The following is a 21,271-nucleotide window of genomic DNA, read 5'->3' as shown; positions in this document are numbered from 1 at the left end:
AAGGTCTCGATTCTTGTTATAGGGGGCGTTCAGGGATAGGAAACGTAGACGTCGGAGAGCAGATCGGCCGCGCTCGGCTTGGGGGCGGACTTGGCCTTGAGCACGGCGTTCTCGATCAGCAGCTCCACCTCACTGTCAATCTGGTCCAACTGGCTGGCCTGCGCCCGCCCGGCGCGGATGATGCGTTCGCGGAACTGCATCAAGCAGTCGTTGTGCTCGCGGAAATGCTTGACCTCGTCCGGCGCCCGATAAGTCTGGGCGTCGCCCTCAAAGTGACCGTAATAGCGAGTCAGCTTGACCTCGATCAGCGATGGCCCCTCCCCGGCCCTGGCCCGCTCCACTGCGGCACCGGCGGCTTCGTGAACGGCGAAGAAGTCGAAGCCGTCCACTGTGACCCCGGGCATGCCGAAACCGGCAGCGCGGTCGGCGATGTGATCGCAGGCCACCGACCAGTTGGAAGCCGTGGCTTCGGCGTAACCGTTGTTCTCGGCAATGAACAGGCACGGCAGATTCCACACCGAGGCCATGTTCATCGCTTCGAACACCGCCCCTTCGTTGGAGCCGCCATCACCAAAGAACACCACCGCAACACTGTCGGTTCCCTTGAGTTTGGCGGCCAGGGCCGCGCCCACGACCAGCGGCGCACCGGCCCCCACAATGCCATTGGCACCGAGCATGCCCTTCTCGAAATCGGCGATGTGCATGGAGCCACCCTTGCCTTGGCAGACCCCGGTTTTCTTGCCGTAGATCTCGGCCATCATCCCGTCCACATCGACGCCTTTGGCGATGCAGTGGCCGTGACCACGGTGGTTGGAGGCAATGCAATCGTCATCCCTCAAATGAGCCATGACCCCGGCGGCCGAGGCCTCTTCGCCGGCATACAGATGGACAAAACCGGGAATCTCACCGGTGGCGAATTCCACGTGCAGGCGCTCTTCAAAGACGCGGATGGTGCGCATCACCTGATAGGCATGCAGCAATTGATCAGCGGTTAGCTGTGTCGACATTTTTATTCTCCAGGGTGTCTTGAGATGGGAGGTTCAGAGGGTGCTGCGGGTGTTCACGGCCGATGGCCAGAAGTCGCTGTTGCGCTGCATAGTCCAGGACCGCATTGACATCGATGCTGAGCGGACCGCTGGAATCGAGGGTGACGGTGGGCCGGTCATGGGCGTTGAATTCAATCTCGCGCTCGCCATCCAGAGCGAGGGTTCCGCTGGCCAGGCACAGACTATGGGCGACACCGGGTTCAAGGCTTCCCGCAGCGAATACGCCGCAGCCTTGCAGCAGGCCGGGAGCCAGAGGCACCAGCAGCGCTTTCGGAGATTGCGCATCAAGGCGCATCCAGGCCCCACCCGGAGCCTGACGCGATACGGGAAACCACAAGCCGCAAAGGGCCGAGATGCCAATGGACTGAGGTTCGGCGAAGGTCACAAACACCTCGGCCAGATCGCCCCCGCGACTGATGGCCCTTGCGCCGACGAAGGGCAACGAGGACACCGCCACGTCCACCAGGGCCATCTCGCACAGGCCACGACTCGGCTCGCGCACCAGCAAGCGTTTATTGCGGCGCAAAGCGATCTCGTGCGGGATCCGCCCACTGACAAACAGCCCGCCGGCCAACCCGGCGCTGGTGGCTTCACGCAGTTCCGGAAAGGCGTTGTTGGTGCCGGTGGACAGGGTCAGCAGCGGAATGTCGCCGACTTCAGCGGCCACCGCCTTGTGAGTACCGTCGCCGCCCAGCACGGCGATCAGCGCAACGCCGCGTTCGGCCATCCAGCGTGCCGCGTGACGGGTATCCTCGACGCTTTGGCGCAGGGTCAGGTCGAGGAACTCAAGGACTGGCCAGTGACTGCTGCGAGCCTGGCGGCCGTGGCTGTTTTTCAGCACGGCGGCGGCGATGCCGGTCATGTCTGTGGGCATCAGCACCCGTTCGACACCCGTGGCGCCAAAGGCTGCCAGCAAGCGCTGGATCACCGAGACCTTGTCGGTGCTGGAAAATAACCCGGCGTTGGCGGTCAGGCGCCGCACGTCCCGGCCGGATGCCGGATTGGCAATGATACCTACGGTCAGCGGCGCACGACTCATGACGCCACCACGGGCAGAACAGGGAAAGGATTTCGGCAGGACATCGGGCACCTCTTTTTATTATTGGGTTGCCAGTCAGGCTGGTTGCCAGAGCTAGAGCAAGGCCGGTGCCAGGTCCGCAAAAAAACCTGCACAACCCCGTCGTAGAGCGGTCCGATGGGACCCCGGGGTGGCCGAAATCAAACCCGAATGAAACGCGTGATGTCAGGCTGTACGAGGTGGCGGCGAGACCGTGAGACATCGCGTCTCACCGCCAGCCCCGGTTGACCCGACGCTTGTCTGCGGCCAATGAACGGCGCTTAATAGCCGCACAACTAAAAGAAGATGGAACCGGAGGCCTGAATGCTTTCCGCACACTCAAAGGCGCATGTGGACTGCGTCAGCCGTGTTTTGAAGAATGCCGGGCACCTGCCGCAGCTGCCTGTGTCGGACTTGATTCTCGATTCCTGGCGTCGCTCCATGGAGCAACACCACCTGGATCCCGGCTCGCTACAAGGACCACGGATCCTCTCGCAGAACGTGCTGCAGGAATGCCGCGAGCGCTCCGAGTTATTCTTGCGCATCGCCAGTGAAGAAGTCGCCCGCCTCCACGGTCGGGTCCGCGATGCCGACTACTGCGTCCTGCTCACAGACGCTCAGGGCCAGACCATCGACTACCGCGTCGAAACCTCCATCCGCAATGACTGCCGCAAGGCCGGTCTTTATCTGGGCACTTGCTGGTCGGAAGGTGAGGAAGGTACGTGTGGCGTGGCAGCGGTACTGACCGCGCGAACGCCGGTCACTGTTCACAAGCGCGATCATTTTCGCGCCGCGTTTATCGGACTCACCTGCTCAGCGGCGCCGGTCTTCGACCCCAAGGGCGAACTGCTCGGGGTGCTCGACGTTTCGGCGGTGCGCTCACCCGATGACCGCCGCTCCCAACACTTGATCCGGCAGATGGTGGTGCAGAGCGCGCGTGAAATCGAACAGGCATTTTTCATGAGCAGCGCCCAGGGTTACTGGGTGCTGCGAGCCCACAGCAGCCCTGGCTACGTCGACAGCCAACCCGATTACTTGCTCGCCTGGGACAACGACGGCTGCTTGCAGGCGTTGAACCCGGCTGCGCGGCAATGGCTGTTGCACCGTTTTGGTCAACTGCCGGAACACATTGGCCAAGTGTTCGATCAGCAGTTGCTGCATCGGATCAGTGACGAGTCGCTATGCCTGTTGCACAGCCAGGGTGGCCACACGCAATTGCATGGTCGCCTCAGCGTGCCACGGCGGGTGAATCGCAACGCTTCGCGACTGGCACTGACACCCGCCGAACTCGACCCGCGACTGGAAGAAAGCCTGCGCCTTGCAGTGCGGGTTAAAGACCGCAACCTGCCGGTGCTGATCCAGGGCGAGACCGGCTCCGGCAAGGAAGTCTTCGCCCGTCAGTTGCACCAAGCCAGCCAGCGCCGCGAGCGGCCGTTCGTTGCGGTAAACTGCGCGGCGATCCCCGAGAACCTGATCGAAAGCGAATTATTTGGCTATGTCGCTGGCGCCTTTACCGGCGCCTCGAGCAAGGGCATGCAAGGTCTGCTGGAGCAGGCCGATGGCGGCACTCTGTTTCTCGATGAAATCGGCGACATGCCCCTGCCCTTGCAAACCCGGCTGCTGCGGGTTCTGGCCGAGGGTGAAGTGGCGCCTCTGGGAGCCTCACGGCGTAAAGCGATCGATCTTCAGGTCGTCTGCGCCAGCCACCGCGATCTGGAAGGACTGGTCGCCGCGGGCGAGTTTCGCGAAGACCTGTACTTTCGTTTGAATGGAGCGCGCTTCCAGTTGCCGCCGCTGCGCGAACGCAGTGACCGGCTGGCGCTGATCAACCGGATTCTCGATGAGGAATCGACGCTTTGCGCAGAACCTATGCACCTGGGAGGTGCAGCTCTGGAATGCCTGCTTGGCTACCGCTGGCCAGGTAACGTTCGCCAGTTACGGCACGTGCTGCGATATGCCTGTGCGGTGTGCGATTCAAACCTGATTCAGGTCAGCCATTTGCCCGAGCAACTGCAAGATCACCGACTTGATGGCCCAAGCTCTGGCGACACCATTGATTGCTGCGCAAGCCCGGAGCGCCAGGCACTGCTCGATGCCTTGGTGCGTCACCGCTGGAAACCCACCGCTGCTGCAAAGTCTTTGGGCATCTCCCGCGCAACCCTGTATCGGCGGGTGCATCAGCATGGCATCGACATGCCTGGCAGAAGCCAGGTCTAAAGCCTGGCTCCCCTGGCAAACCGCTGTAATGAACGCGTGTATCGACCCGTTCACAGAAATGCACTCGTCACTGAGGCGTCAGGGTGTGGCTAAAACCTTGGCATGAAACACACGTCCGGCACGTCTGCCGGCGCTACCTCGGCCCATGAGTTGCTCACCTGACGCCATCTGCCCGCTCAGTCCTTGAGCGATTTGGGTATCGCAATACGGCTACTGGTCTTAACCTCGCGCAAAGCCAGACTGGACTGAATGGATGCAATACCTACCTGACGCCGGAGCACGTGCTCGATAAAGTCGCTGTAACTATCAAGATCCTCTGCCAACACTTGCAACACGTAATCGGCATCTCCAGTGATCTTGTGACAAGACAACACCTCGGGCAATTGCGCAATCACCGCCTCGAAGGCGTCCGGAGCATGATCCGCATGGGTGGAAAAACGGATGTGCACGAACGCCAAAATGTCCAGCCCAAGCATGCGTCGATCAAGATTGGCCTGGTAGCCCTTGATTACGCCAGCCTCCTCCATTCTCTTACGCCTTCGCCAGCAAGGCGTCAGGCTTAACGACAGACGCTCACTGAGCTCGGCGTTGGAAATGCTCGCATCTTCCTGCAGCAACGTGAGTATCGCCAGGTCGGTCTCGTCGAGGCTGATGCGTTTGGATGATTTTTTCTGCATTACGCCATTCCTGAGTCAAAACGCCCGAATAATCTAGCAAACCACGAAAACAAAGCAAAGAAAGCGCGTCCCGGCCGGAACAGAATATTTGCACTGGCTCACATTAACGGATGCGCAGAATGTTTACAGTTTTCAGTGATTCCCATCGCTTGCACCACGGCACCGAATTGAAAGACGGTGTGCTCAAGCCGTCGTTCGAACAGCCCAGTCGGGCCGATACTGTCCATAACCGCGTCAAGCAGGTAGGCCTTGGCCAGATCGTCGAACCGCGACTATTTGACCGGTCGTGTTACGTCAACGCGCACAGCGAGCGCTACGTCAGTTTTCTGGAAAGCGCCTGGTCAGAATGGTGCGCGACCGGGCGCACCCACGATGCCCTGCCGCTGGTATGGCCAGTGCGCGACCTGTCCAACGAACAAGTCCCGACGTTCATCGACGGCAAGCTCGGTTTCTACGCCATGGACGCCGGCTCCCCGATTACCGCCACCACTTGGCAAGCGGTAAAAACCAGTGCAGACATAGCCCTCACCGGCCTGGCGCTGATCGACGAAGGCCACGACAGTGCCTTTGCCCTGTGCCGTCCGCCCGGCCATCACGCAGCGCGTGAATACATGGGCGGCTATTGCTATCTCAACAACGCCGCCATTGCTGCACAACAGGCCATTACCCAAGGTGCCAAACGTGTCGCGGTACTGGACGTTGACTTTCATCACGGCAACGGCACCCAAAACATTTTCTACGGGCGCAGTGACGTCATGTTTGTCTCGCTACACGGTGAGCCGACGGTGTCCTATCCGTACTACTCAGGCTTCAGCCATGAAGTCGGCACCGGCCACGGCGAAGGTTACAACCTGAACTATCCGCTGCCGAAGAACACCACCTGGGAAAGCTACCGCAATGCCCTGCTCCACGCCTGCAAGAAACTCCAGCAATTCGCCCCTGAAGTGCTGGTTATTTCACTCGGCGTCGACACGTTCAAGGACGACCCGATCAGCCACTTCCTGCTGGAAAGCGAAGACTTCATCGGCATTGGAGAACTGATAGCAGGCGTTGGCTGCCCCACCCTGTTCGTGATGGAAGGCGGCTACATGGTCGATGAAATCGGGATCAATGCAGTCAACGTACTGCATGGCTTCGAGAGCAGACGCGCCTGAGCCATCCCCTGCCCTACAGCATTTCAACTACTGAATCGGAAAATAAAAACATGACTCTCTTTATCGATGTCGATCATGCCGCACGCCTGTTCGCCAAGGTTGGTATCCGTCGGGCAATCCGCGAGATGGCCACATACATCGAAGCTGACTATTCACGCTGGGCGCAGTTTGATAAGTCGCCCCGCACCGCCAATCATTCCGCCGACGGTGTGATCGAGTTGATGCCCACCGACGATGGCCAACAGTACTCGTTCAAATACGTGAATGGTCACCCGGGCAATGGCCAAAGGGACTTGCTGACCGTCATGGCTTTCGGCGTTCTCGCCGATGTCCACAGTGGCTATCCAACGTTGCTCAGTGAATTGACGCTGACTACTGCCGTGCGCACCGCCGCGACATCCGCACTGATCGCGCAGTCCTTGGCACGCCCTGGTGCAAGCATCATGGCAATCATCGGCAACGGCGCTCAAAGCGAATTTCAAGCCCTCGCCTTCCACGAAATGCTATCGATCAGGGAAATCCGCATTTTCGATATTGATCGTGACGCGTCACTCAAGTTGAAGCACAACCTGTCGGCATTCCCGGGTATTGAAGTGATTCTGTCCAGCTCTGTACAGGAAGCGGTCAAGGGCGCGCACATTGTCACTACAGTCACCGCCGACAAGGCTTATGCAACGATTCTGACGCCCGAGATGATCGAACCCGGCATGCATATCAACGCTGTCGGTGGTGACTGCCCGGGAAAAACCGAACTGCACGCCGAGATCCTGCACAACGCCCGGATCATCGTTGAATTTGAACCGCAAACCCGGATTGAAGGCGACATTCAACAACTGGAAGCCGACTCGCCCGTCGTCGAGTTTTTCCGCATTGTGCTGGGCGAAGTTCCGGGGCGTGAGAATGATGCCCAAGTCACCGTGTTCGATTCGGTGGGTTTTGCTCTCGAAGATTTTTCGTCGCTGCGCTACCTGCACGACCTGGCGCGAGAGCACGGGATCGGCGAGCGCATCCATCTAGTGCCGACTCCCGCCAACATAAAAGACCTTTACCAACTGCTTGATCAGCAACCCGCTAAACCGGCGCGTCTGCGCACCGCCAACTGATAACCGTGGGTGATGCCTCCGAACAGCGTGCCAAGAGGCCACTCACCATCCTGTAAACCCCAAAACCACCACCGTCGGTAGCCGTCGCATCTCTAACAACAACGCTAGACACCCACTTTCTGCCAAAACTCAAAAACATAAAATCAAGAGGTTTTGTAATGAAATCAACTCCGTCCGAGCGGGTTGAACAACCCGCGCTGCAGCGCACGCTCAGCAATCGTCACATTCAGTTAATGGCCATGGGAGGAGCCATCGGTACAGGTCTGTTTATGGGTTCCGGAAAGATCATTGCCCTCTCCGGCACGTCGATCATCCTCATTTATATGATCATCGGGATGTTCGTCTACTTCGTCATGCGCGCCATGGGCGAACTGTTGCTCTCCAACTTGAAATTCAAAACCTTCGCGGATTTCGCCGGTGCCTACCTGGGCCCGCGAGCGGCATTTTTCCTCGGCTGGTCGTATTGGCTGAGCTGGAGCGTCGCGGTGGTGGGTGATGCCGTAGTGGTCGGCGGATTCTTTCAGTACTGGTTCCCCGATGTACCCGCCTGGATCCCGGCCATCGGTATGTTAATGACGCTGTTCGCCTTGAACGTACTGACCGTCAGGCTATTTGGTGAAGTGGAGTTCTGGTTCGCGATCATCAAAATCATTGCCGTCGTCACCCTGATTGGCGTTAGCCTGGTGATGATTGCCAGCTCCTTTGTATCACCCAGTGGCGTTACTGCATCCCTGAACCACCTGCTGGATAAACAGGCTGCCTTCCCCAACGGCCTGTTTGGTTTCTTTGCCGGATTCCAGATGGCAATTTTCTCCTTTGCCGGCACCGAGCTGATCGGTACTGCTGCCGCCGAAACTCGCTCCCCCGAGAAGACTCTGCCTAAAGCCATCAACTCGATTCCGCTAAGAATCATCCTGTTTTATGTGCTGGCACTGGCCTGCATTATTGCGGTGACTTCCTGGCAACAGGTTTCGCCCAACAAGAGCCCTTTCGTTGAACTGTTTCTGGTTGCAGGGTTTCCCGCAGCAGCAGGTATCGTCAACTTTGTGGTGCTGACGTCTGCCGGCTCATCGGCCAACAGTGGCGTATTTTCATCCAGTCGCATGCTGTTTGGGCTGGCCAGTCACGACAATGCTCCCGGGATTTTCCGGCGCTTGTCGGGTAATAGCGTTCCTCTGCTGAGCCTAGCGTTTACCACACTGTTGATGCTGGTGGGTGTACTACTGCTGTTCATCGTTCCGGAGGTCATGACAGCGTTTACCATCGTCTCTACCGTGTCGGCAATCCTGGTGATTTTCACTTGGTCGACCATCCTCGCGTCGTACATTGCCTATCGTAAAAACCGACCCGACCTGCACGCGCAATCAACCTACAAGATGCCTGGCGGCGTGCCCATGGCCTGGTTCTCTTTGGCGTTTCTAGGCTTTGTCCTCTGTTTGCTGGCATTAAGACCTGACACCCGTATTGCCTTGATGGTCATGCCTGGATGGTTCATATGGTTGGCCATTGCCTATCAGCTGACCCACACCTGGAAGCCCAAACTCGCTTCTGAATCGACAAGTCAGTACATGGGCTGAAAGGCCTTTTTTCAGGAAAAAAAAAGCGCCCCGAACCTATCGAGGCGCTTGTTGGGGCGTCGTGAAGAGGGCGTGCGATAGGCCCCGCCATCCTCCGTGAGCCCTACCATTCAACTCATCCAGTTGCCACCGTCGACATTGTACGTCTGAGCTACAACGTACTCGCTTTCAGATGACGCGAGAAAAATGGCCATTCCCGTCAGGTCTTCTGCGGTTCCCATTCGCCCAAAAGGCACCTCCTGCCCCACCAGCCTTTTCTTTTCACCCAATGGCCGATTCTCGTACTGGGCGAACATTGCATCGACGCCATCCCAGTGCTCACCGTCCACCACTCCCGGCGCGATGGCATTCACATTGATCCGGTGCTTGATCAAATCCAGAGCTGCCGATTGAGTAAGGCTGATAACGGCAGCCTTGGTTGCGCAATACACACCCACAAGCGCCTCCCCTCTCCGGCCTGCCTGGCTGGCCATGTTGATGATCTTGCCACCATGCCCCTGGCTGATCATCTGCCGGGCTGCTGCCTGCAGAGTGAAAAGCGTTCCAGCAACATTGATCGAAAACAGGCGCTCGTAACTCTCACGGGTGATGTCGACAATAGGCGCAAGATCGAACAATGCCGCGTTGTTGATCAAGATATCCAGCTTACCCGTCTGCGCTATCACGGCGGCAATGGCATCATCGATAGACGCCTGATGGGTAATATCCATCTCGACAGCGTAAGCATTTGGCCCCAGCTCGGTGGCCGTAGCCCGGGCGCGCTGAAGATTGATGTCAGCGATAGCGACTGTTGCCCCTTCGCTGATATAGGCCTGCGCAAAAGTACGTCCAATGCCTCGGGCGGATCCAGTCACCAGCGCGCTTTTACCTTCTAGTCGTTTCATTGATTGTTTATCCGTTTCTGAAAATTGGGTACGCCCAACCGAGGGCATTGGAGTGGCTTGGAGATCAGGCAGCGAGACGCGCTAACGGCCGTACAGCTTTTCCGTGCTCGTCGAACAAATGGCAATGCAGCACATCCAGCGCAACCCATCGCTGCTCTCCATAAGCGACATCACAGTCGCCATTGACTCGCACGGTAAGTGCTTCGCCGGACTGGCGACGACGTGACAGAAGGTGTCGCTACCCAGGCGTTCGGTGACATCAGTGGTGTGACAGCTCTTGTAGGAGCTGAGCTTGCTAGCGATGAACGATAATGAGGTTCAGCGGACAGACCGCATTGCGGCAATCGCGGGCAAGCCTTGCTCCTACAGAGGCAGTTATTATTTGGGATAACCGGCGCGCTTCATCTCGCGTTCGGTGGAGGTCTGCGCGGCAGCGAGTGCTTGATCAACCGACATCTGCCCAGTGAGAGCCGCCGAAAACAACTTCCCTACGGAAGTCCCTATCGCCTGGAACTCGGGAATGGTGACGTATTGGATGCCAACGTAAGGAACAGGCTTGATGGACGGGTGTGCAGGATCTGCGTGCTGCATCATCTGCAAGGTCACTTGCGCGAAAGGCGCGGCCTTCAAATAGGCCTCGTTGTAGGTGGACTGCCGGGTGCCGGGCGGCACATTGGCGATGCCATCTTTTTCAGCGACCAACTGAATGTATTCTTTGGACGTAGCCCAGGTGATAAAGGCTTTTGCGGTGTCCTTGTGTTTGGAGGTTGCCGGTATTGCCAGCGACCACGCATACAGCCATGACGAACCTTTGTCGGTGACCTCAGTCGGTGCAGGAGCAAAACCCACACTGTCGACGACCTTGCTCTGCTCTTTGTCGGTGGTGAACGAGCCCGCGACGCTGGCATCCACCCAGATCGCGCATTTACCACTGCTAAAGAGGGCCAGGGTTTCGTTGAAACCATTGCTCGACACGCCTGGCGGCCCGAATTTCTTGAGCGTATCAACGTAGAAGTGCGCAGCTGCAGTCCACTCGGGGCTGGACAGCTCCGGCTGCCACTTTTCATCGAACCAACGCGCACCAAAAGCGTTGGCCATGGTGCTGAGCAGTGCGATGTTCTCGCCCCACCCCGCCTTGCCGCGCAGGCACATGCCGTACAGGCCTTTATCCGGCTGGTGCAGCTTGGCTGCGAACTCGCCGAGCTGCGTCCAGGTCGGATGTTCCGGCATGCTCAAGCCGGCGTTCTTGAAAAGATCGGTGCGGTAATAAGTGACTGTGCTTTCGCCATAGAACGGCAATGCGTAGAGCGTGTTGTTAACTGATAAGCCTTGGCGGACTGAAGGAAAGATGTCTTCCAGGTCGTACTCCGGTGATAGCCCGGTGATTGGTTCGAGCCAGTTTTTGGTGCCCCACAACGGTGTTTCGTAGGTGCCAATGGTCAGCACATCGAATTGGCCACCTTGAGTGGCGATATCGGTGGTCAGGCGCTGGCGCAGAACGTTTTCTTCCAGCACCACCCAATTGAGCTTCACATCGGGATGCTGCTGTTCAAATAGTTTCGAGAGCCGTTGCATGCGGATCATGTCGCCATTGTTCACAGTGGCAATAGTCACTGTTTCGGCGGCTTGACTGACTAGGGTGAAGGACAGGCCAGCGGAAAGGAAAAGCGCTTTCGGAATGCTCATCGTGGTGCTCTCCGCTCCGCGCCTTGGACGACGGGAGCTCTTATTTTTGTTGTTGACCACCGCTGGGCAATTTTAGCTTTTCAGCAATGGGGGACGATTTGATTACAGCACCTTGAAATAGCCCCGACAAACGCGCGGAGGACGGCAAACTGATACTTTTTTAGCCCGACCAGTGAAACCTTCCGGGAATCAAAAAAGTATCACTGATACGCAATCCTGAACTAGCAAGCGCCTGCGCACAGGGCGTATGTTGTTCGCATACAAACAAGAAATAACCATCTGGGTTCAGCCATGACTGATAGCCGAACAGCGCTTTTCGAACAGCGCCCCGCCGAACTGGAAGTCATCCTTCCCGAGCCCGATCATTGCTTTCGCTGGTATGAGCACGACTACCCCTACTCCCTCGCTCGCTGGAACCACCATCCAGAATTCGAAATCCATCTGATTCGCCAAGGCAGCGGCAAGCTCGTAGCGGGTGATTACATCGGTGCATACGGCGCCGGTCACGTAGCGTTTATCGGCCCTGACCTGCCACATGACTGGATAGGCGATCTGAGGCCCGGCGAGTTCTTGAAGGGGCGCGACGTTGTGCTGCAATTCGATGGTGCAGCCATTCTGGCTTTGCGCAGCACGATGCCCGAGTTAGGCGCGCTCCAGCACCTTTTTGAACGTGCACGCCGTGGTTTGGAGTTCACCGGGGCAACCGCCGTACAGGCGGCTCGTTTGATGGAAGACATCGGCCCTGCGCAAGGGCTTGAACGGCTGATTCTTTTTCTGCAGTTGATCAACACGCTATTGAAAGCACCGACCCAGGACGCCCATACGCTGGCCAGCGCTTGCTACGCGCCAACCCTGGATGACCGAAGTTCTGAACGCATCCACAAGGCCTTTGACTACCTGTTGACTGAGCTCACTGGCGACATTCGCCTGTCGGTGATCGCTCAGCAATTGGAAATGAGCGAGCCTGGCTTTTCGCGCTTCTTCAAACGGGTAACCGGCCATGGCTTCATCGACCTGATGCGTAAACTCCGGGTACAGCGCGCATGCCGACTACTGTTGCAAACAGAGATGTCCGTGGCGGACATCTGTTTTGAAGTGGGCTATGAAAACATTTCCAACTTCAACAGACACTTCCGCATTGAAATGGAACAGACACCGAGTGAATATCGTCGCGGAACGGCGATGAACCTGTTCAATCGCAACGGTCTCCACGCCTCCCTGCCGCACACAAAAGCCCATTTGGCAGTTGATACCTGACCGATGTTTATTCCGGGGTAGGCACTGGTTGCAGCAGTGCTTTTCTGGCGTGAAAACTGAGGCCATAGGCCTGCCACTAGATGTGTCCGTGATCCTTGCAGTAGACGTCGGGTCGCGCATCCCATGCGCGACCCGACGGGGTTGAGACGTGCTTAGATCCGGATGATCTGGGTGATATGCGGCTTGCCGTTAATAGGCGCGTAAATTTCCACGACCGCTTGCCAGCTGTTTGGCGAACCAGGTTGCGTTGCTTTAGCCTGATAACGATAGTTGGTGCCGTTAACGACCTGGGTCGAAACCAGCTCGGCGGTGTAGTGCACACCCACGAGCCCGGCCAGGGCTTCATCGAATACTTCCTGATCCTTTGGAGTCAGTTCGTGGTAAGGAGTCCATCCGCCAACAAGATTTTCTTGAGCCGACATACGATATATCTCCATATATAAGTTCCTACTCGTCTGGCTTTTCGGAGTTCGCCCCGTTTATTTGATGGTTTCCGGAATCCATTGTGCTGCAACGCAGGCCGTCAAGTGGCAGGCATGCGCGAACGTATGGCCATGGAGGAAAAGGTAGTAGTCGCCAGCTTCAGATCCTTGTCCCTGATAGAAGCAGCCATCAATGAACGATGACTGCCAGACCTCCATGTCTTGTCAGCGTCGGCTCTGCTTGTCGTGCATGCCGCTGGATGGCTTTAAGCTATCAAACTTAAATGGAAAGTATGTCCGCATTTGACCGTGCGAGATGTAAGGCATTGGCTATTCGTAAATGCGTAATCGTGCTCATCAGTTATTTGCGAGCTGAGCCACTTCGCTGGACGACACAAGTGTCTTCAGTGACGCATCAAACTGCTTCAGCGCGTTCAATTGCATTTCGGTTTGCTTGTCGATCTGCGCGGCTATCTCTGGCGCCGCTTTGCCATGAACCCAGACCGAAGGCATTTGCTGTTCTCGCGAGCCTTCGGCCTTGCCGATGTACTGCAGGTTCGAGTCGTAGAACTTGGCCATGAATCGCGCTTCAACCTGGTTGTTGCGCTTGGACACCAGACGGCTGTATGTGTCCAGCATCACCACCACGTCCGGATGAGCATGCACCACCGCGTCGAGGTTGTCGTAGACGGTCACCGAGGCGAACTCTTTCTGTAGCGAACCCATGAGCCAGTTGATCGCGAGTTTCGGATCGGAGCTGTTGACGAACGCGTTACTGATACGCGAATCGAGCGCAGGGTTCTTCGCGCCGTTCAGCGCTACCGAATGGTACTGCTCCAGGTATTCGAGGGTGTTGAGGGTATTTTCGCTGTAGAGCACACCCACCGATTGAGTGTGCTGCAGGCCGATGGTGCTGTCGGCCATGGGTAGAAAATGGCAGGACTGTTCGGCCGCGTAGGTCGGTGCTGTGGCGGCAACACTGCCGGTCAAAACGGCGACAAGTGCCAGCAAGGTAGAGATTCTCATCGCGCAGTTCCTTCAGAAGCGGCTTCGGTATAGCGCCATCCTCCTCCTTTGCCGGAAAAACAGAACTTGCATTCCGTGATGATAACTATCGACTGAACGAATGGTGGAAAACCTATGAGCTACAGTTGTGGTGAGCGTGAGCAGGCTATACCTCACCTGTCGGTATCGTCTGTCATCAAATGCCAAGTCACTGACGCTCAATGAAAAGCAGTCGCTTTGCGCGTGACGATACTGGCTTGCTATTCGACGTCGATCAGTTAATTGAAATCCCATATACCCATGACGTCGGATGCCCTCCTCCCCGTTGGTGTATGTGGGGGTGCTGTCAGTTACATCTCAGTAAAAAAACAAAGTGAGAACAGCATGAAGTTCAGTCCTGTTGATAACGGCAACCCGAGTCGCCGACGCGTTCTACGCGATGCCTTCGCCCTGGCTTTGGCAGCTTCGCCATTGGCTAACCTTGCCAAGGCAGCTGACGAAACACCGGAAGAAGTGACCTTTGCTGCCGGTCCGCGGCCGCTGGTGCAATACCCGCAAAAACGTCCGTTGACCCTGGTGACCAGCCGCCCGCCGCACCTTGAGACGCCATTTCCCATCTTCAACGAAGGGCCCATCACGCCGAATGACGCGTTTTTTGTGCGTTACCATCTGGCCAATATTCCTACCAGCATCGATCCGGACAGTTACCGCCTGACGATCAAGGGTTCGGTCAACACACCGCTGTCGCTTTCCCTCGCAGAACTCAAGGCTCTGGCTGAACCGGTAGAAGTGGTAGCCGTCAATCAATGTTCGGGTAACAGCCGCGGCTTCTCGATGCCACGCGTGTTCGGCGCTCAGTTGGGCAATGGTTCAATGGGTAATGCCCGCTGGGTGGGAGTACCACTCAAGGCGGTCCTGGAAAAGGCCGGGGTGAAAGCCGACGCCAGGCAAGTGACATTCCGTGGGCTCGACAAGCCAGTGCTGCCGAGCACGCCGGAGTACATCAAGGCCCTGGACATCAGCCATGCCATGGACGGCGAGCCCATGATCGCCTGGTCGATGAACGGTGCCGACCTGCCATTCCTCAACGGTTACCCGATACGTCTGGTGGTGCCGGGCTATTTCGGTACGTACTGGGTCAAGCACCTGAGTGAGATCGAAGTCGTCGACCATACCTACGACGGTTTCTTCATGGCTAAAGGTTACCGCGTTCCAGACAACGATTGTTTCTGTGTCGCCCCCGGCACCACTGCCGCGCAAACGACGCCAATTTCCAGGTTGCCGGTACGCAGCTTTATCACCAGCGTCAAACACGGCGATGTGTTGCCCTTGAAAAAAAGCGTGCTGCTCAAAGGCATTGCGTTCGACGGTGGCGTTGGGGTCAACAAGGTGGAAGTGTCGATCGACGGCGGGAAAAGTTGGCGCGAAGCCAGGCTTGGGCAGGATCTTGGCCGTTTCTCCTTCCGTGAGTGGACGCTGCCGATCACCTTTACCAGCAAGGGCGCCACACAATTGATGGTGCGGGCCAGTAACCGTGCGGGCGAGACACAGCCGTTGCGAGCCGACTGGAACCCCGGTGGCTACCGCCGCCACGTTGTAGAAACCAGCCACGTGACCGTCGCCTGAGGGGGCCCCGCATGAAACGCATGACCACCTTGCTTTGCGCAGTTCAGGTTTGTTTGGCGACCATGGCTAACGCAGCGCCACTGTCGATCACCTTGCCGCCCGAAACGGCTGTGCTCAAACCCAATGCCCTGCCCGGCTACCCATTGGCTCAACAGAAGTGCTCCACCTGCCATTCTGCCGACTACATCAACTTCCAGCCTCCCGGCATGAGCCTGGCGCAGTGGACTGGAGAAGCGAGCAAGATGCAGCATGTATATGGTGCTCCGATCAGCGATCAGGATGTGAGCATCATCGGCGCTTATCTTGCGGTGACCTACGGCAGTGCCCATGCGAGCGATGCCGATGTACAGGCCGCCTCAAATCCATCGGCAGGCCAAACCCCGGCTGCGCCTTTAGCCAAAGTCGACGCCATGACCTTGCTGCAGAGCAACTCCTGTCTGAGCTGTCATGCGACCGATCATAAGGTTGTAGGCCCGGCCTATCACGATGTGGCTGCAAAGTATGCCAATGACCCGCAGGCACTGGCCAAGGTAACGTCCAGCATTCAGCAAGGCGGTACCGGCAAATGGGGGAATATCCCGATGCCGCCTTTCACGCAGTTAAGCCCGGACGATCTGCACACCCTGGCGACTTTTGTGCTGCGTCAATGAGCACACTTACGGCTCGGTGAGGTATCAGCGACTGATTAGCCTCACCAAACGATCGGGCCTGACAGGCTCTAATGCGAAATGATCCCGTGGTCCATCGCGTACTTGACCAAGGCCGCGGGCTTGTCGATGTTGAGTTTGCGACGGATGCTCAAACGATGGGTTTCCACCGTCCGAACGCTGATGTCCAGCTCGCGGGCCATTTCCTTGTTGTTCATTCCCAGAGCCATCTTGCACAGCACTTGACTCTCGCGCGGCGTCAGCTCGTTCTCGGTGTTCTTGTCGGCGATGAGCCTCTGTGCGATCTCTGCACTGTAAAACGTTCCACCGCTGGCAATCGCTTCAATGGCCGCAATGATTTCCCGTGAAGGTGCGTTCTTCAGCACATAGCCGCTGGCGCCAGAACGCACAGACTCACTCACATACTCATAGTTGTCGTACATGCTGAGTACCAGAATCTTGAGCAACGGATATTGCTTGCTCAACACCCGGGTCAGCTCAAGTCCGTTCATGTCCTTCAGACTGATGTCGACGAGTAACAGGTCCGGCTGACAGAGTCTCACCATCTCGATCGCTTCGGCTCCACTCTCGGCTTCCCCCACCACTTCCAGGGGAGACATGACCGCCAGCAGCGCCTTGATCCCGTCACGGACCAGGGAATGATCGTCGACCAGGGCGACGCGGATTGGGTAGGACAGGTTCATCAGGGGCATTCACTCTTGTTGTTATTGGCTGAGTCAGTGTTTCGGACCGGGCATTTTCATTGGCAGCAGAACCTCCAGGACACTTCTTCCCGGCGTCGATGCAAGCTCGAATCGCCCGCCAAAATGCTCGACCCGCTCGCGGATGTTCCGCAGCCCTATACCGGAGTGACGGCGTTCGACTTGAGCGACGTTGAAACCGACACCGTCATCGACCACCGTCAGCCGTAGGGACTCTTCGGACCCGTGCAGTGTAATGGATACGTTTTGGGCCCGGGCATGTCGTTCGATGTTGGTCAGGCCTTCTTGCACAATGCGAAACAACGAGACCGCTGCTCCGTCGACCAGATGGCACTCGAATTCGTTGTTGTTGTAGGTCACCACGAGTCCGCTACGTTGCTCGAACTCTGCGGCGAGTTGACCAATCGCCGCCGACAGACCCAGCGTGTCGAGCAGCGACGAGCGCAGGTTGTGTGAAAGGCTGCGAACCTCGCCAATCGCTTCTCCGAGGCGCTCCGTGGCCTCTCTTAAAATGCTCAAGCCCGTGTCCTGCCCACTCTCCAGCACATGGCTGGCCAGTTCGAACTGAAACTTGATGGACACCAGTACCTGGCTGATACCGTCGTGCAACTCACGGGAAACCCGTGATCGCTCTTCTTCTTGCAAACTGACGATACGCTGGGTCAACCGCTGGAGTTTTTTGTCGGCCAGACGATGTTCGCTGACGTTCAGCGTCATGCCGCTGGCAAAGACGAACAGCACTGCCACGAGGGCAACGATGGCAATGGCGAGCATCGTTTTACGGATGCCCTGAGCCACCTCGTCACGCGCCTGCTGTGTGGCGCGCTCAACGTCCTCGAGGTAGATGCCGGTACCGAGCATCCAGCCCCAACGATCCAGCATCACGACATAGGCGAGCTTGTCGGTCACTTGACCGGAAGAGGGTTTGTTCCAGGCGTAGCGTTGAAAGCCCTCTCCTGACTCCGCACTTTTCAGTAGCGCCTGGATCACCGGCAGACCGTGTGGATCTTTCATGTCCCACAGATATTTGCCCACCAGTTCCGACTGCCGCGAGTGCATCAGGCTACGGCCCTGGCGGTCGTAGACGAAGAAGTAGCCATTGATACCAAAGCTGAGCTTGCGCAGTTCTTCCAGTACTTGTTGCTGTGCGCGCGCGTCACCCTTGCCGTTGTCGTACAGCGGCGCGATCAGGCTTTGCGCCATTTCGACGTAGTTTTTCAGTTCTGCCCGCTTGCTGGCCAGAATGCTGTCTTCGATCAGTTGCGTCTGTTGATCACCCAGTTGGCGGTTCAGGGAAATCACCAGCGCGCAGATGACCGCAATCGCCAACACCAGCGGCAGAATCCCGAGCGCGACGATTTTATGTTTGAGCTGCATCTGTGCTCCTGACCGGACCGAGGGAAAACGAAGGCTCGGCATCATATGCCAAAGATACGCGTGTCCAGTAGCGGCGCTGGATGGAATGACCTGTGGCTCAGTTGAAATGCAGAACCTGTGGGAGCGGGCTTGCTCGCGAAGGCGGTCTATCAGACGACATCGATGTTGAATGACAGATTGCCTTCGCGAGCAAGCCCGCTCCCACAAGGAGATCGGTGTCGTCTACGTAGAACTACGCAGACGCTGCGTACGTAGTCGTGCGGATTTATTTGTGGACGGCATGCGTGGATATTGGGCCAGCTCCGCATAGCGGACACAATTATAAAAATTACCGCCGCAGTCCACTGGCTGTCGGCAGGAGACACGCAATGACCCGTCTGGCTAAACACCTCGCCTGGTTTGCCGTGGCTGTCCTGGGAGCTTTTGCGCTGAGTGTCGTGGCCCTGCGCCGTGGCGAAGCCATCAATGCCCTCTGGATCGTAGTCGCAGCAGTCGCTATCTATCTTGTCGCATACCGCTATTACAGCCTGTTTATCGCCAATAAGGTGATGCAGCTCGATCCCGGTCGAGCCACCCCCGCCGTCGTCAATAACGATGGTCTGGACTATGTACCCACCAACAAACACATTCTTTTCGGTCACCACTTTGCGGCCATTGCGGGCGCCGGGCCACTGGTCGGCCCGGTACTGGCGGCGCAAATGGGTTACCTGCCCGGCACGCTCTGGCTGATCGCCGGCGTGGTGCTGGCCGGTGCCGTTCAGGACTTCATGGTCCTGTTCATGTCGACCCGCCGCAACGGTCGCTCCCTGGGCGACATGGTCCGTGAAGAAATGGGCCGTGTCCCTGGCACCATCGCGCTGTTTGGCTGCTTCCTGATCATGATCATCATCCTCGCGGTGTTGGCGCTGATCGTGGTCAAGGCCCTGGCTGATAGCCCGTGGGGTATGTTCACAGTGATGGCGACCATCCCGATCGCGATGTTCATGGGCGTGTACATGCGCTACATCCGCCCGGGTCGCATCGGTGAAATCTCCATTGTCGGCGTGCTGCTGTTGCTCGGTTCGATCTGGTTGGGCGGGCAGATTGCCGCGGATCCGGTCTGGGCCAAAGCCTTTACCTTCACCGGAGTGCAGATCACCTGGATGTTGATCGGCTACGGTTTCGTTGCCGCGGTGCTGCCGGTCTGGCTGATCCTGGCGCCGCGTGACTACCTGTCGACCTTCCTCAAGATCGGTACCATCATGGCCCTGGCGATCGGCATCCTGATCACCATGCCCGTGCTGAAAATGCCAGCACTGACCCAGTTCATCGATGGCACCGGACCGGTGTGGAAAGGCGGGTTGTTCCCGTTCCTGTTCATCACCATTGCTTGTGGTGCCGTCTCGGGTTTCCATGCGCTGATCGCTTCCGGGACCACCCCGAAACTGTTGGCCAGTGAAGGTCATGCCCGTTACATCGGTTACGGCGGCATGCTGATGGAGTCCTTCGTGGCGATCATGGCGATGGTGGCGGCTTCGGTGATCGAACCGGGCGTGTACTTCGCGATGAACAGCCCGGCTGCGATCGTCGGCGGTGACGTGGTACAGGTGGCTCAGACTGTCAGCAGCTGGGGCTTTGCGATCACCCCGGACGCCCTGCAAGCAGTGGCCAGGGACATCGGTGAAACCACCGTGCTGGCCCGTGCCGGCGGTGCGCCGACCCTGGCGGTCGGTATCGCGCAGATCCTGCACAGCGTTCTGCCGGGTGAAAACACCATGGCGTTCTGGTACCACTTCGCGATCCTGTTCGAAGCGCTGTTCATCCTGACGGCGGTCGACGCCGGTACCCGTGCCGGACGTTTCATGCTGCAGGATTTGCTCGGTTCCTTCGTTCCGGCGCTTAAACGCACCGAGTCCTGGACCGCCAACCTGATCGCGACCGCCGGTTGCGTGGCAATGTGGGGTTATCTGCTGTACCAAGGCGTGATCGACCCGTTGGGCGGCATCAACACCTTGTGGCCGCTGTTCGGTATCTCCAACCAGATGCTGGCCGGTATTGCGCTGATGCTCGGCACGGTGGTGCTGATCAAAATGAAACGCCAACGCTACATCTGGGTGACCTTGCTGCCAGCCGCCTGGCTGCTGATCTGCACCACCACCGCAGGCTTCATCAAGCTGTTCGACGCCAACCCGGCGATCGGCTTCCTGTCGCTGGCCAAAAAATACAGCGATGCCCTGGCCAACGGTCAGATCCTCGCCCCGGCCAAGGACATCACGCAGATGCAGCACGTGATCTACAACGCCTACACCAACGCGACGCTGACGGCGCTGTTCCTGTTCGTGGTCTTCAGCATCCTGTTCTATGCGATCAAGGTCGGTATTTCCGCCTGGGGCAGCAAAGAACGCACGGATAAAGAATCGCCATTCCAGGCTATTCCAGAAGCGTAATCGAGGGTTGCAAGCATGTTCAATGACCTGAGTCGCCTCGGTAAATACCTCGGTCAGGCCGCGCGCCTGATGGTCGGCATGCCCGACTACGACACCTACGTCGAGCATATGCAAACCAAACACCCGGACAAACCGGTGATGAGCTACGAGGCGTTCTTCCGCGAACGCCAGGAGGCTCGTTACGGCAGCAAGGCTGGGCCGAAGTGCTGTTGACCCGCTGACGGCGGGTTACCCAATGTGATGTGGGAGCAGGTTTTTTGTGGGAGCGAGCCTGCTCGCTCCCACATTGACCTGCTCCCATTTTTCGTTAGTGATCCGCAACAACTCGTTCCTTGAACGCAGATTCGCTACTATGTTTGCCCCGCTTTACTTGTCTGCGGATTTCTTC

Annotated in this window: 18 protein-coding genes and 1 pseudogene; 9 read left to right on the top strand and 10 right to left on the bottom strand. The window is 57.7% G+C overall.

The features are described 5' to 3' along the window. Nucleotides 1-29: 29 nt before the first annotated feature. Nucleotides 30-1,007 (bottom strand): thiamine pyrophosphate-dependent dehydrogenase E1 component subunit alpha, encoded by a 978-nt coding sequence (locus AC3WK5_RS02355; protein ID WP_054597394.1) that lies wholly within the window; start codon nt 1,005-1,007, stop codon nt 30-32. After that, nucleotides 985-2,085: an ATP-NAD kinase family protein gene (locus AC3WK5_RS02350; protein WP_103318930.1), complete on the bottom strand. Its 1,101-nt coding sequence runs from the start codon at nt 2,083-2,085 to the stop codon at nt 985-987. Before AC3WK5_RS02350 ends, AC3WK5_RS02355 begins: the two co-directional genes overlap by 23 nt. A 342-nt stretch (nt 2,086-2,427) precedes the next feature. Here AC3WK5_RS02350 and AC3WK5_RS02345 point away from each other — a divergent pair, with 342 nt between their 5' ends. Beyond that, complete coding sequence (locus tag AC3WK5_RS02345) at nt 2,428-4,320, top strand: sigma-54-dependent Fis family transcriptional regulator (RefSeq protein WP_103318932.1); 1,893 nt, start codon at nt 2,428-2,430, stop codon at nt 4,318-4,320. Between the two features lie 176 nt (nt 4,321-4,496). On the opposite strand, the gene AC3WK5_RS02340 is transcribed toward AC3WK5_RS02345, so the two are convergent. Then, complete coding sequence (locus tag AC3WK5_RS02340) at nt 4,497-4,997, bottom strand: Lrp/AsnC family transcriptional regulator (protein WP_103318934.1); 501 nt, start codon at nt 4,995-4,997, stop codon at nt 4,497-4,499. A 119-nt stretch (nt 4,998-5,116) separates the two neighbouring features. Here AC3WK5_RS02340 and AC3WK5_RS02335 point away from each other — a divergent pair, with 119 nt between their 5' ends. From AC3WK5_RS02335 to AC3WK5_RS02325, 3 genes are all read left to right on the top strand, one after another. Next, the gene (locus AC3WK5_RS02335; RefSeq protein WP_103318936.1) at nt 5,117-6,151 is read left to right on the top strand and encodes a histone deacetylase family protein; all 1,035 of its coding nucleotides are present in this window, start codon (nt 5,117-5,119) and stop codon (nt 6,149-6,151) included. A 50-nt stretch (nt 6,152-6,201) separates the two neighbouring features. Further along, nucleotides 6,202-7,254 carry an ornithine cyclodeaminase gene (gene ocd / locus AC3WK5_RS02330; protein ID WP_103318938.1) on the top strand — a complete coding sequence of 351 codons (1,053 nt, stop codon included), beginning with the start codon at nt 6,202-6,204 and terminating at the stop codon, nt 7,252-7,254. Nucleotides 7,255-7,412: 158 nt separating this feature from the next. Then, nucleotides 7,413-8,831 (top strand): amino acid permease, encoded by a 1,419-nt coding sequence (locus AC3WK5_RS02325; RefSeq protein WP_103318940.1) that lies wholly within the window; start codon nt 7,413-7,415, stop codon nt 8,829-8,831. Between the two features lie 110 nt (nt 8,832-8,941). On the opposite strand, the gene AC3WK5_RS02320 is transcribed toward AC3WK5_RS02325, so the two are convergent. From AC3WK5_RS02320 to AC3WK5_RS02310, 3 genes and pseudogenes are all read right to left on the bottom strand, one after another. After that, nucleotides 8,942-9,715: an L-iditol 2-dehydrogenase gene (locus AC3WK5_RS02320; RefSeq protein WP_103318942.1), complete on the bottom strand. Its 774-nt coding sequence runs from the start codon at nt 9,713-9,715 to the stop codon at nt 8,942-8,944. 64 nt (nt 9,716-9,779) lie between these two features. Beyond that, a pseudogene (locus AC3WK5_RS02315) lies at nt 9,780-9,982 on the bottom strand (TOBE domain-containing protein); the annotation flags it as partial. Between the two features lie 111 nt (nt 9,983-10,093). Then, nucleotides 10,094-11,401 (bottom strand): ABC transporter substrate-binding protein, encoded by a 1,308-nt coding sequence (locus tag AC3WK5_RS02310; RefSeq protein WP_103318944.1) that lies wholly within the window; start codon nt 11,399-11,401, stop codon nt 10,094-10,096. A 291-nt stretch (nt 11,402-11,692) separates the two neighbouring features. Between AC3WK5_RS02310 and AC3WK5_RS02305 the strand changes: the two genes are divergently transcribed. After that, nucleotides 11,693-12,658, top strand: coding sequence for a helix-turn-helix domain-containing protein (locus AC3WK5_RS02305; RefSeq protein WP_103318947.1), 966 nt, complete (start codon nt 11,693-11,695; stop codon nt 12,656-12,658). A gap of 152 nt (nt 12,659-12,810) precedes the next feature. Here the strand turns inward: AC3WK5_RS02305 and AC3WK5_RS02300 are convergent, their stop codons facing one another. Both AC3WK5_RS02300 and AC3WK5_RS02295 read right to left on the bottom strand, forming a co-directional pair. Further along, nucleotides 12,811-13,080 (bottom strand): hypothetical protein, encoded by a 270-nt coding sequence (locus tag AC3WK5_RS02300; RefSeq protein ID WP_103320486.1) that lies wholly within the window; start codon nt 13,078-13,080, stop codon nt 12,811-12,813. Between the two features lie 357 nt (nt 13,081-13,437). Next, nucleotides 13,438-14,106: an ATPase gene (locus AC3WK5_RS02295; RefSeq protein ID WP_103320488.1), complete on the bottom strand. Its 669-nt coding sequence runs from the start codon at nt 14,104-14,106 to the stop codon at nt 13,438-13,440. A gap of 363 nt (nt 14,107-14,469) precedes the next feature. On the opposite strand from AC3WK5_RS02295, the gene sorA reads away from it, so the two are divergent. Both sorA and sorB read left to right on the top strand, forming a co-directional pair. After that, nucleotides 14,470-15,711, top strand: coding sequence for a SorA family sulfite dehydrogenase catalytic subunit (gene sorA, locus AC3WK5_RS02290; protein ID WP_103320490.1), 1,242 nt, complete (start codon nt 14,470-14,472; stop codon nt 15,709-15,711). Nucleotides 15,712-15,722: 11 nt separating this feature from the next. Further along, complete coding sequence (gene sorB / locus AC3WK5_RS02285) at nt 15,723-16,361, top strand: SorB family sulfite dehydrogenase c-type cytochrome subunit (RefSeq protein WP_103320492.1); 639 nt, start codon at nt 15,723-15,725, stop codon at nt 16,359-16,361. 68 nt (nt 16,362-16,429) lie between these two features. Here sorB and AC3WK5_RS02280 read toward each other — a convergent pair whose 3' ends face one another. Together AC3WK5_RS02280 and AC3WK5_RS02275 are read right to left on the bottom strand one after the other, a co-directional pair. After that, nucleotides 16,430-17,062, bottom strand: coding sequence for a response regulator (locus tag AC3WK5_RS02280; protein WP_054597410.1), 633 nt, complete (start codon nt 17,060-17,062; stop codon nt 16,430-16,432). Nucleotides 17,063-17,095: 33 nt separating this feature from the next. Then, nucleotides 17,096-18,457: a cache domain-containing protein gene (locus tag AC3WK5_RS02275; protein ID WP_103320494.1), complete on the bottom strand. Its 1,362-nt coding sequence runs from the start codon at nt 18,455-18,457 to the stop codon at nt 17,096-17,098. Nucleotides 18,458-18,825: 368 nt separating this feature from the next. On the opposite strand from AC3WK5_RS02275, the gene AC3WK5_RS02270 reads away from it, so the two are divergent. Next, on the top strand, nt 18,826-20,883 hold the full coding sequence (locus AC3WK5_RS02270) for a carbon starvation CstA family protein (RefSeq protein WP_285377698.1): 2,058 nt from the start codon (nt 18,826-18,828) through the stop codon (nt 20,881-20,883). Between the two features lie 15 nt (nt 20,884-20,898). After that, nucleotides 20,899-21,096 carry a YbdD/YjiX family protein gene (locus tag AC3WK5_RS02265; protein ID WP_216742984.1) on the top strand — a complete coding sequence of 66 codons (198 nt, stop codon included), beginning with the start codon at nt 20,899-20,901 and terminating at the stop codon, nt 21,094-21,096. Nucleotides 21,097-21,271 lie beyond the last annotated feature (175 nt).

It is taken from the genome of Pseudomonas sp. FW306-02-D09B (assembly GCF_058782685.1).
The sequence above is the reverse complement of the archived record's forward strand: the minus strand, read 5'-3'. Positions and strand labels throughout refer to the sequence as shown.